Annotated in this window: 12 protein-coding genes; 4 read left to right on the plus strand and 8 right to left on the minus strand. The window is 74.1% G+C overall.

The window, feature by feature from the left end; genetic code table 11:
* The 7 genes from ACF1DX_RS17215 to ACF1DX_RS17245 all read right to left on the minus strand — a co-directional run bounded on the left by ACF1DX_RS17215 (position 1) and on the right by ACF1DX_RS17245 (position 6619).
* Positions 1–921: a DUF6397 family protein gene (locus tag ACF1DX_RS17215; protein WP_391791981.1), complete on the minus strand. Its 921-nt coding sequence runs from the start codon at positions 919–921 to the stop codon at positions 1–3.
* A gap of 125 nt (positions 922–1046) precedes the next feature.
* The gene (locus tag ACF1DX_RS17220) at positions 1047–1454 is read right to left on the minus strand and encodes a roadblock/LC7 domain-containing protein (RefSeq protein WP_391791982.1); all 408 of its coding nucleotides are present in this window, start codon (positions 1452–1454) and stop codon (positions 1047–1049) included.
* A 170-nt stretch (positions 1455–1624) separates the two neighbouring features.
* Positions 1625–2230 carry an ATP/GTP-binding protein gene (locus ACF1DX_RS17225; RefSeq protein WP_391791983.1) on the minus strand — a complete coding sequence of 202 codons (606 nt, stop codon included), beginning with the start codon at positions 2228–2230 and terminating at the stop codon, positions 1625–1627.
* A gap of 106 nt (positions 2231–2336) precedes the next feature.
* A complete protein-coding gene (locus tag ACF1DX_RS17230) occupies positions 2337–2747 on the minus strand; it encodes a DUF742 domain-containing protein (protein ID WP_391791984.1) in 411 nt (136 codons plus the stop codon).
* A 22-nt stretch (positions 2748–2769) separates the two neighbouring features.
* On the minus strand, positions 2770–3207 hold the full coding sequence (locus ACF1DX_RS17235) for a roadblock/LC7 domain-containing protein (RefSeq protein WP_391791985.1): 438 nt from the start codon (positions 3205–3207) through the stop codon (positions 2770–2772).
* Positions 3204–5780, minus strand: a complete 2577-nt coding sequence (locus ACF1DX_RS17240; RefSeq protein ID WP_391791986.1) for a nitrate- and nitrite sensing domain-containing protein — start codon at positions 5778–5780, stop codon at positions 3204–3206. The genes ACF1DX_RS17235 and ACF1DX_RS17240 overlap by 4 nt, the downstream gene beginning before the upstream one ends.
* A gap of 65 nt (positions 5781–5845) precedes the next feature.
* A complete protein-coding gene (locus ACF1DX_RS17245; protein WP_391791987.1) occupies positions 5846–6619 on the minus strand; it encodes an MHYT domain-containing protein in 774 nt (257 codons plus the stop codon).
* 150 nt (positions 6620–6769) lie between these two features.
* On the opposite strand from ACF1DX_RS17245, the gene ACF1DX_RS17250 reads away from it, so the two are divergent.
* The 4 genes from ACF1DX_RS17250 (at position 6770) to ACF1DX_RS17265 (ending at position 10540) form a co-directional block, all read left to right on the plus strand.
* A complete protein-coding gene (locus tag ACF1DX_RS17250) occupies positions 6770–7369 on the plus strand; it encodes a class I SAM-dependent methyltransferase (protein WP_391791988.1) in 600 nt (199 codons plus the stop codon).
* A 281-nt stretch (positions 7370–7650) separates the two neighbouring features.
* On the plus strand, positions 7651–7965 hold the full coding sequence (locus ACF1DX_RS17255) for a hypothetical protein (RefSeq protein ID WP_391791989.1): 315 nt from the start codon (positions 7651–7653) through the stop codon (positions 7963–7965).
* Positions 7966–8103: 138 nt separating this feature from the next.
* Positions 8104–8973 (plus strand): hypothetical protein, encoded by an 870-nt coding sequence (locus ACF1DX_RS17260; protein WP_391791990.1) that lies wholly within the window; start codon positions 8104–8106, stop codon positions 8971–8973.
* 181 nt (positions 8974–9154) lie between these two features.
* Positions 9155–10540, plus strand: coding sequence for a tannase/feruloyl esterase family alpha/beta hydrolase (locus ACF1DX_RS17265; RefSeq protein ID WP_391791991.1), 1386 nt, complete (start codon positions 9155–9157; stop codon positions 10538–10540).
* 4 nt (positions 10541–10544) lie between these two features.
* Here ACF1DX_RS17265 and ACF1DX_RS17270 read toward each other — a convergent pair whose 3' ends face one another.
* Positions 10545–10727 carry a hypothetical protein gene (locus tag ACF1DX_RS17270; RefSeq protein ID WP_391791992.1) on the minus strand — a complete coding sequence of 61 codons (183 nt, stop codon included), beginning with the start codon at positions 10725–10727 and terminating at the stop codon, positions 10545–10547.
* Positions 10728–10951 lie beyond the last annotated feature (224 nt).

Below are 10951 nucleotides of genomic sequence, written 5' to 3' on the forward strand. Positions count from 1 at the left end.
TCACCGGTTTCCGCGCCACCACCGGCCCAGCAGGCCGCGGGACGTCCCGCGTACCGGCTCGACGGCCTCCGGCGCGCGCTGGACCGGCTCCGGTCGGCGGGGAGCGGGACGGGGTGCCGGCCGGTGTGCCCGCGCCTTCTCCGTCAGCCGGACCAGATCGGCCTGCAGCCGGGCGACCTCGTCCGGGTCCTGAGCGGTCATGAGCTCTTCCGCCAGGTCCGCGGCCGGTGAGCCGGGCGCGCCGTGGGACGGCGGCGGTCGGCGGAACCCGTTGAGGTGGGAGCGGTCGTGGGGGTCGGGGACGGCCTCCGACACGTGCAGCGGGCCGAGCAGTGACGCCACGGCCCCGGCGCGCGCCCAGGGGTCGTCGGTCCGGCGGAGCATGAAGCCCAGCTGCCGGGCGCGCCAGTTGCGCGGGCGCAGGTCGATGCCGGTGTCGAGCTGGCTCCTGAGGTTCTCGGGCGTGCGCCCCGTCAGGAGGGGCAGGTTCCTGTCGTCGGCCGCGAACAGCCGCAGTTCCTCGGCCAGGTAGAGCCAGACCACGGCGCGGTAGCGGTTCAGGTAGAACTTCACGGGCACCAGCAGGCCCAGCCTCGCGAGGCGGGTGAACCGGGTCTTCGTCACGTCGATGAGGGCGGCGCCCTCCGTGGTGCCCACGGCGTGCACGCTCCGGCGCAGGGCCTCCGGAAACCTCGGCCCGGCACGGAGCCGCTCGATCTCGGCCCGGTCGACCCACCGGCCCCCTCCGCCGCCGTCGGGGACCGTGCGGATCCGCCCGAGCTGCACGGCGAGGTCGAACTCGGTGCTTTTGAGACCGAGTTCGCGGGCCGCGCGGCCCGGGCCGATCCGGACCTCCCGTACCGCCGCGGGCCGCGCCGCGGTGGCGGTGGTGTCATGCGTGATGGTGTGCTGTCCGGGCATGTTCGTCTTCCCCCGTGGAGTGTGGGCGGCCGGCGCCGGGTGCGCCGCCGGAAAAACCGTAGCCGCTTCATCACTTTCCGTGGCGAGCCTGTGGATAACTCCGCAGCGGAGGACGGACTGGCAGGTCAGAGCTCTGCGCCGGGTTTCTGTCGGCGGGCGTCCACGTCCAGATGCTCGCCGACCCGGTTGACCAGCAGGGTCATCTCGTACGCGATCCGGCCGATGTCGGCCTCCACCCCGCTGAGTACGCACAGACAGCTGCCGGTGCCCGCCGCGGTGACGAAGAGCACCGCGTCATCGAACTCGATCATCGTCTGGCGTACCCCGCCCGCGCCGAAGTACCGGCCCGAACCCTTGGCGAGGCTGTGCAGTCCGGACGAGACGGCGGCGAGGTGTTCCGCGTCCTCGCGCCGCAGTCCCGTGCTCGCGCCCGTCACCAGCCCGTCGTTGGACAGGACCAGTGCGTGCCGTACGTGTTCGACGCGTTGGGTCAGGTCGTCCAGCAGCCAGTCGAGTCCCTGGTTCTGCGCCATGTCGTGTGTCTCCCCCTGGTTCTTCCCCGTGGTCTGCCCCGTGTGCCGTTCCCTCCTGGCGGGAGGGCCCTCGCGCCAGCCTTCCCCAGGACCGGGCGCCGGGCAAGGAGGACGGGAGCCAAGGGACGGAAGATGACCGAGGAACAGTGGCGCGAGCCCGGATCCCGCGGTCATCCCACCGAGTCGAGCAGCCGGGCGGTGTGCACGCGTCCGGCGTACTCGACGAGCCGGATCAGCACCTCCTTGCCCGAGTCGCGCTCGCGTGCGTCGCACAGCACGACGGGCGTTCCGGCGTCCAGGTCGAGCGCGCGGCAGACGTCCCCCGCGTCGTGGCGCCGGGCTCCCGTGAAGCAGTTGACGGCGACGACGAACGGGATCCGCCGGTGCTCGAAGTAGTCCACCGCGGGGAAGCAGTCCTCCAGGCGCCGGGTGTCCGCGAGGACCACCGCGCCCAGGGCGCCTTGCGCCAGCTCGTCCCACAGGAACCAGAAACGGTCCTGTCCCGGGGTGCCGAAGAGGTACAGGGAGAGTCCCGGGCGAATGGTGATGCGCCCGAAGTCCATGGCGACGGTCGTGGTGACCTTCTGGTCCACGCCGTCGGTGTCGTCCACCGACTGACCGGCTTCGCTGAGCAGTTCCTCGGTGCGCAGCGGCCGGATCTCACTGACCGCGCCCACCAGGGTGGTCTTGCCCACACCGAATCCGCCGGCGACCAGTATCTTCAGCGCCAGCGCGGCCGTCTCGTCGCCGGGGGCGTCGGAGTGTTCGGGGATCATCGATCACTTCTCTCTGGAGTGCCGGCCGCGGTCGGCGGGGATACGGGTGTGCCGTGGGCCCGGGAGTCGTCGTCGCGCGGCGTCCCGGCCGGGGGCGTGGTGTCGTCTACAGGGCCCTCAGCCCCTCGATCACCTCGCGGAGAACGCGCTCGTCGGGCAGGCGGGCGGGCGGTACGGGACGGCTGACGGTGACGTGGCCGCGCTCCAGCAGGTCACCGAGGAGCACCCGGACCACGCCGGCGGGCAGGTCCGCGCCCGCGGCGAGTTCGGCGACCGACTGTGTCTCCGGGCGGCACAGGTCGATCAGGACACGGTGCTCGGGGCCGAGCGCCGTGTCGTCGGCGCCGGGGGCGGCCGGGTCCAGGGTGACGAGGGCGATCAGGTCGAACCGCATCCCGCCGGGACCGGGCCCGGTGCGTCCGCCGGTCATGGCGTAGGGCCGGACCAGGGGTCCGGCCTCGTGGTCGTACCACTGGCTGCCCGCCGCGTGCGGAACGCCCGTCGTGTCCTCGGTCATCTTCCCGGACCGCTTCCTCGTCTCATCCGGCGGCCGGTGGCCGCGCGCCGGCCCGCGGCGGGGTGTAAAGGTGCTCGCCGACGCGCTTGACCAGCCGTGCCATCTCGTAGGCCACCAGGCCGATGTCGGCGGTCACAGCCGTCAGGAGGGCGAGGCAGGTGCCGTCTCCGGCGGCGGCGACGAACAGGAAGCCGTCGTCCATCTCGACCATCGTCCGGCGCACTCCGCCGGCCCCGAAGTGCCGGCCCGCGCCCTTGGCGAGGCTGTGGAAGCCGGAGGCTACCGCCGCGAGGTGCTCGGCGTCCTCGCGTCCGAGGCCGCCGGAGGCGCCGACGGCGAGTCCGTCGTCGGAGAGCACCACGGCGTGCCGGACGTCGCCGACACGGAGCACCATGTCGTCGAGCAGCCAGTCGAGTTCGCCGGATCGCCGGCCGGTCCTCGTGCTCGGTTCCTGGATCATGCGGGGTCTCCTTCGGTGCTGTGCTTCACGGGACCGGGACCGGCACCACGGCCGGAGGGTCTGCCGCCGCCGCGCACCCAGCCGTCGCGGTAGGCCACCATGCGGTCCCGTACGAGTTCGGGGGTACGGTCGCCCCGGCCGCCGTGCCGCGCGGGCGCGGGCGTTTCCCGGCGGTCGTCGCGCAGTTGGGGGGCGAGGCCGGCCTGTCGTACGCGGCGTGGAAGGTCGTCGGAGCCGGCGGACTCCTCCTCCGGGCGGTGCGGTCGCAAGGCGGCGACTCCTGGGGATCGGTTCGCGGCGGTGCCCCGCGCGGTGTCGGTGATGCGGTCCGGCGGGCCGTAGCCGGTGTCCGCCGTGGCGAGGGTGCCGTCCGCCGTGGCGGCGGCCGGAGCCACCAGGACGGGCCGGTCGTCCGGTGCGGGGACGGCCTCGTGGCGCGCGAGCCCGTCGGACATCCGCGCGGGGGCATGCTCCTCGTGCCGTGCCTCCGGCGATGTCCCGCCGCCGGGATGTTCCGTCGCGCCGTCGTCCAGCAGGGCGGTGGGGAGCAGGACGACCGCGGTGGTGCCGCCGTACGGAGAGGTCCTGAGGTGCACCTTGATGTCGTGCCGGGCGGCGAGCCTGCTGACCACGAACAGGCCGAGCCGGTCGCTGTCGAACAGGTCGAGCGCCTCGGACTCGGTGATGCGGCGGTTGGTCTCGGCGAGGGTCTCCTTGCCCATGCCCAGTCCCCGGTCCTCGACCTCGACGGCATAGCCGTTGCCGACGGGTTCGCCGGTGACGCGTACGCGCGTGTGGGGCGGTGAGAACTGGGCGGCGTTCTCGATGATCTCGGCGAGGAGGTGGGTGAGGTCGGCGACGGCCGCGCCGACGACGGACGCCTCGGAGAGCTGCCGTACCTCCACGCGCGCGTAGTCCTCGACCTCGGACACGGCCGCGCGCACCACGTCGGTGAGCGGGACGGGCATGCGCCAGGCACGGCCCGGTGCCGCTCCGGAGAGGATGATCAGGCTCTCCGCGTGGCGCCGCATCCGCGTGGTGAGGTGGTCGAGGCGGAAGAGGTCACTCAGCTCGCCGGGATCGTCGGAGCGGCGTTCCATGCTGTCCAGGAGGCTCAGTTGCCGGTGGACGAGGATCTGGCTGCGGCGGGCGAGATTGACGAAGACGCCGGAGATCCCGCCGGCCAGCTCCGCGCGCTCCACGGCGGCGCGCAGCGCGGCGCGGTGCACCGTGCCGAGGGCCTCGGCGACCTGACCGGTCTCGTCCTGGGCGGGCGGCCCGGACGGGGCCTCCGCGTGGATGTCGATCTCTCCGCCCGAGCGCAGTTTCCACATGGCCTCGGGGAGTTTGCGGCGGGCGATCTCCAGGGCGTCGTTGCGCAGGCCCACCAGCTCGACCACGAGGCCCCGGCCGATGCGTACGGAGATGACCAGCGACGCGGCGACGGCGGCGAGGCCGAGGAGCACGGCGGCGCCGGCCGGGGTGAGCAGTCCGCGGGTGAACGGGTCGGCCCGGTGGGCGGCGCCGGTGGCCGCGCGGGTCTCGACGCTCCGCATGCCGTCCCGCACGCGCGCGTGCGCCGTGTCCCAGGTGTCCCGCGGGACCGCGTGGGCGGCCCGGGCGCCGGGGCCGTCGGCGAGGATCTCGTCCTCGGCGGTGCGGAGGACGGCGTAGGCGCGGCTGTCGGCGAGGGCGCGCCACTCGGCGCGGGCGGGGTCGCGCAGGTCGGCGACGGCGGAACCGGTGAGCGTGCGGCGCAGTTCGACGGCCCCGGTGAACAGGCGCAGCCGTTCACCGCCGAGGCTGCCGTGCAGCCGGGCGCCGGCCAGGATCGTGTCCTCCTGGGCCAACGCCTCCCCCGCGCGGGAGAATTCGAGCAGCACGCGCGCGTCGGAGCCGAGTTCGGCGTCCTGGACGCCGGTGAGGGCGCCGCCGACGCCGAAGGCCGTGGAGACGGTGCTCGTGTACTGGTCGTAGGTCTGCGTCCAGCCCGCGCGGCCTTCGCTCAGTGCCGTCCGCAGCGGACCCAGCCGTCCGGCCGCGGTGACGAAGGCTTTGAGGCGGCCGGCCACCGCGCGGGGCAGTTCCTCGCCGTCGGCCACGGTCCGGTGCTCGTCCAGCCGCAGTTCCGCGACCGCCCGGTCGGTGCGCCGTGCGAGTTCCGTCAGTTCGTCGGAGCGTACCGCCGAGGTGTCGGTGGCGCGGCGCACCGCGGCCGCGCGTTCGGCCTGGAGGGCGGCGACGGCGGCGGAGAGCGGGGCGCGGACCGCGGCGTCCACGCGCTGGACCTGACGCAGCCGGGAGACGTCCTGGGCGGTGGTCACGGTGGCGTACGCCCACAGGGCGAGCAGGGAGACGACCGGCACCATCAGCAGGCAGATGATCTTGGCACGCACGGTACGGGGGCCGCCGAACCGGCGTCCCGCGTGCGTGGGTGCCGTGTCCGGCGCCGGATCCCCCGGGATGTGCGGGCCTTCGTCGGCCGGTGGTCCGGCGTGCGCGCGCCGGCCGCGCGGGGGAGGCGGGGACGGCGCCTCCGCGCGGGCTGTCGGGGTCCTCCGGGATGTGCGCATGGACTCCTCGCTCGGGAGTGGTGCGTGGGGCGGGCCGGAACGGTCGTCGGCGCCGCGGGGCGCGGTCAGTGGGCGGGGTGCCCGGCCGGGCGCTGGGCCGAGGCGGACGCCTCGCGTTCCCCGGCCGTCGGCGACAGCGCCACGAAGGCCGAGGTGATGAAGAGGTAGGACCCGAGTCCGACGGCGAGCGGGAAGATGAACTGCATCGCCGTGGCGCCGGGCAGGGGTTCGCCGGAGGGCGTGACCCGCACGCTCACCGCGAACATCCCCGTGTAGTGCATGCTGCTGACCGCGACGCCCATGATCAGGGAGGCGAGGGTGACCGCGACGGGCGACCGGATGTTGAGCGCCGCCCACAGGGCCGCCGTGGCCGCGACGACGGCGATGAGGACGGAGAGGCCGACGAGCACGGGGTCGTAGCTCACCTCGCCGTGCAGCCGCACCGCCGCCATGCCCAGGTAGTACATGCCGGCGATGCCGAGACCGGTGGTGAGCCCTCCGAGCAGCAGCGCCCGGACCCGGTCGCGGCCGTGGCCGACGGCGAACACGCCGGCGCAGACGAAGGCCATGGCGACGAGCAGGCTGACGAGGGTGAGCGGCACGTCGTAGCGGATGCCGGTGCCGCTGACGGCGAATCCGAGCATGGCCACGAAGTGCATGGTCCAGATGCCCGTGCCGACCGCCGAGGCGGCGGTGAGCAGCCAGTTGCGGCGTGCGCTGCCGGTGGCGCCGAGCGCGCGGACGGTACAGCGCAGTCCGAGGGCGGCGCCGGTGCAGGCCATCGCGTACGACAGCACGGGGGTAAGCCATCCCAGGGCGGCGTGGTCCAGGTGTCCCATGGCCCCGGGACGCTAGGGGGCACGGGCACGCGAAGGGGACGCGTTTCGAAAACGGCTGAAATATGACGCAGCGGTGTACCGGAACGACCGCGTCACGCTCGAACGTGCGCACAGGGGCGTCGCCCGTCCCGGTGAGGGATCATGCGGAGCATGAGCGACGACCACACACACGTCCAGGAGTTCTTCACCGCGCGTGCCGCCGACTGGGACCGCCGCTTCCCCGACGACGGTCCGGTCTACGCCGCCGCGGTCGCCGGCCTCGGGCTGCGCGAGGGGGACCGGGTGCTCGACGCGGGCTGCGGCACCGGGCGCGCCCTGCCGCCGCTGCGTGCGGCCGTGGGGCCCTCGGGCGTGGTCCTCGGCGCGGATCTGACGCCGGCCATGCTGTGGGAGGCGGCACGGGCCGGGCGGGACCGTGACGGGGCGCTGCTGCTGACCGACGTCGCCGCGCTGCCGTTGCGCCCGTCCACGCTGGACGCCGTGTTCGCGGCGGGTCTGATCGCCCACCTGCCCGATCCGGCAGGCAATCTCCGGGAGATCGCGCGGGTGGTGCGGCCGGGTGGCGTGCTCGCGCTGTTCCATCCGGTCGGCCGGGCGGCGCTCGCTGCCCGGCAGGGTCGCACGCTCTCCCCGGACGACCTCCGCGCGGAGCCGAATCTCCGTGCGCTGCTGTCCCGTTCGGGGTGGCGCATGACGTCGTACACCGATGAGGACACACGCTTTCTGGCGCTGGCCGTCCGCGCGGACTAGAGCGCCCGGTCACGCGCCGGGCGCCCGGTCCGGGTTCCGCACCGGGCCGCTCCGAAGTCCCGGTGCGGGGTGGCTCCCGGGTCCGCCGGCCGGTGGCCGCGCCTGCCGGACCGCTCCGTGAGCTCTGCCGTCCGGGCGAGCAGCCGGCCGGTCCGCGGAACGGTGCAGGTTCCGAAGTGCCGCGCCGGGCTGCCCTCTTCTGCTGTCGGGGCCGCAACTCTACGTTGAACGGCAGGAGATGAACGGTCGGCGAGGACAACCGTGCCGGGAAGGCGGACCGCATGTGGGGAAGGGTTCGGGGGATCGGGAGCAGAGTGATCGGCAGGTGGCGCGCGGAGGAGCGGGCCGGGCGGAAGGAACGGGCCGGGCGTGAGAAGCGTCCGCACAATCTGTTCGAGGCCGCCGCGGCGTACGTCTCGGCCTGCGCGGACGACGATCAGGACCGGATCGACGAGGCGGCCGGCTGGGTGTCGCCGGAGGCGCTGTCGTTCGGGGTGAACGAGCTGGCGTGCCGGGCGGTGATCGCGCTCGCGCGGGAGCGGGACGAGTCCCCGGGGACGGTCGCGCGGGCGCTACTGGGGCTTCCGGCCGCCTGAACCGTCCGCCGGCACGTGGTCGATTCGCCCCGTCCGGCCGGAAACCTGCAGCTCCGGGCATGGCTGCGGAGGTCGTGACAAGCGGCTCGGGGTCGGCATAGGGTGCGCGCCGGTGGACGAAGCGATGGGGAGGCTGGGATGGCCGGGACGGACGAGGAAGCCGTCGCCGCCGCGGACGACGCGCTCTATGTGCTCACGGCGGCGCTGCTGACGCCGGCGAAGTTCCCGAGCGTGCTGGGCGACGACTACCCGGAGGCGTGCGCGGCGCTCGGCCTTCCGCCCCTCGCCGACGGGTACGGCCTGGTGCTCGGCCAGGACGGCGAGGGCGCCCGGTGGACCGTCGTCGTCGACGACGTCTCGCTGGTCGCCGTCGCGATCGCGTCCTGGGACTGCGGGATGGAGCACGATCTGTCGCCGGACGAGCGCACGGTCGTCGCCGCGCTGCCCGGCTGGCCCCTCGCGGTGGCCGTCGCCGCGCCGAACGTGCCCGCGCCGCACGATCCCGGCCCGGACGCCGCGGACGGGCCCCCGCTGGCTCCGCCGGACGCCGGGGCCTGGGGACCGGCCCAGCGCCGGCTGGGTGCCGACGAGATCGCCCTGCAGTGGGCGGTCTGGCGGGAGCAGGTCGACGACGCGGCGTTCCCGGCGCCGGGCGGCTCGGCCCGGGCGGCCGACGACGAGGAGCCCGCCGAGGACGGCCGGACGGAAGAAACGGGCGGCAGGACGGACGGGCGACCGGGACACGGCAGGCTCCGGCGGGTGCTGGCGGAGGCGCGCGCGTATGTCGACTCACCGCCGCCGCTCGGCCGGGTCCGCTCGTCCTTCGCCCCGGGTGGCGCACGCATCCTGCGCGCCGACGGCCCCGGCTGGTCACTGGTGGCCCGGACCGACGACATCGCGTTCGTCCTGCTCGACGACGAGCCCGGCGAGGTCCTGCCGGTGGGCCGGGGCCCGGAGCTGCCGGGCCTGCTCGAAGCGCTCGAACGGATGGCCGTACGGCCGCTCTGAGCACACGCGGCTTCGAAAGGGCCAGGGGTGATGGACGTCAGCATGTGTGGAAACCCCACGCGTGGGCGCCGGTCCATAGGGCGCCAACCCATCGATGACGGCGAGGGCGGGCCCTCACCATGGGGCAGTTCCGCGATCGACCCCATGTCCCCTTCCGCTGCCCGTCCTTTCGGAGGCCGTCATGCGCCCCTCCCGTGGCGTTCCCCTGCTCGTCGCCGCCCTCACCGCGGCCGCCCTCACCGCTCCGGCTCCGGCCGGCGCGGCCGGGAACGGTCACTGCGCGCGCCAGGAACGCGTGCGTGTGCCGGGCGCCGCCCATCAGCGCAGTGCCTGTCTCACCGATCTGACCACGGCGGGGCTGGCCGGTACGCCGTACACCGACATGGCCGACCAGGCGGGGCTGACCGCCGCGGCCACCCGGTCGCCGTCCGGCGTGCCGGGGGTGCAGATCGACGGCTACTTCCCGGACTCGTCCCGCTTCAACAACACCCACGGCTGGCGGCACGACGCCCAGTTCGTGATCCGGCTGCCCGACCGCTGGAACGGCGGGCTGGTCGTCACCGGGGCTCCCGGCAACCGCAAGCAGTACGCGACCGACAAGGCGATCTCCGACCAGGTCCTGGCACGGGGCTACGCCTACGCGGCGACCGACAAGGGCAACAGCGGCGTCGACTTCCACCGCGACGGCAGACGGCCCGGTGACGCGGTCGCCGAGTGGAACGCGCGCACCACACAGCTCACCCGCGCCGCCCGGCGCGCGGTGGCCCAGCGCTACGGGCACGCCCCGCGCCGCACCTACGTGACCGGCGTCTCCAACGGCGGCTACCTCACCCGCTGGCAGCTGGAGAACCACCCGGAGCTGTACGACGGCGGGGTGGACTGGGAGGGCACCCTGTGGACCGCCGAGGGGTACCACCCGCTGCTCTCCCTTCCGGTGGCGGTGGCCCGGATGTACGGCAGGGCCACCGACGAGGACATGTACGCGGCGGGCTTCGCACGCGGGTCCGAGTTCCTGTGGCCGTACCACGAGAAGGTCTACTGGGGGCTCACACAGAAGATCTACCGCGCCGAGTTCGACCCGGATTACGACCCGGGCTGCCCCGGCCCCTCCGCCGGGTCGACGACGGAGCGGATCCTCGCGCCGTGCCCGTCCGACGCCGCCTACGACTACACCTCGCGCCCCGCGTCCGTGCACCGTGCCGTGGAGCGTGTGGCGCTCACCGGGCGGATCGGGCGGCCGATGATCACCCTGCACGGCGATCTGGACGCGCTGCTGCCCAAGTCGGTCGACTCCGATGTGTACGACGACATGGTCGAGGCGAGCGGACGCGGGCGGATGCACCGCTCCTACACGGTGCGGGGCGGGACGCACGTCGACGGACTGTACGACACCCATCCGGACCGGCTGCGGCCGATCCTGCCCTGCTACCGCTCGGCGTTCGACGCCCTGGTCGCGTGGGTGGAGCGCGGAATCGCGCCGCCCGCGGACCGGACGGTCGGCGGGCCCGCGGGCGGCGATGTGGTCGACTCCTGCGCGCTGGGCTCCGGTGAGGCGGTGACGCCATAACGCCTCAGCGGCCCAGCTCCTTGCGCGAGACGCGGCGCAGCCTGCGCCGCTGTGCGGGGTCCAGGGTGAGGTACGCGGCGGCCGGGACCCCCAGGATGATCAGAAGGGCGGCCCACCAGGGCAGCCAGATGAGCAGGATCAGTCCGGCCGCCACACCCCCCGCGGCGATCTTGGCGTTCTTCGACATGAGTGTCGCCTCCTTCGCGGCCACTGCCGCTCTCTGCCGTGAAAACGGGCCCGCGCCCGCGACGGTTCCGGACCGCGGCCCTGAGACATCCCTGAGGCGCGACCCCTAAGGTCTTCGAGAGCCCGTCGGGGCTCCCGGACGGGGAGGCCCCGACGCACCTTCATGGTGACCCGTCTCACAGCTCAGGCACACCCGGCCGACGCCGCTCGTGCTGTACCCTCGGC

Origin of the sequence: Streptomyces sp. NPDC014676 (assembly GCF_043084105.1) — a bacterium.
Taxonomy (GTDB): domain Bacteria; phylum Actinomycetota; class Actinomycetes; order Streptomycetales; family Streptomycetaceae; genus Streptomyces.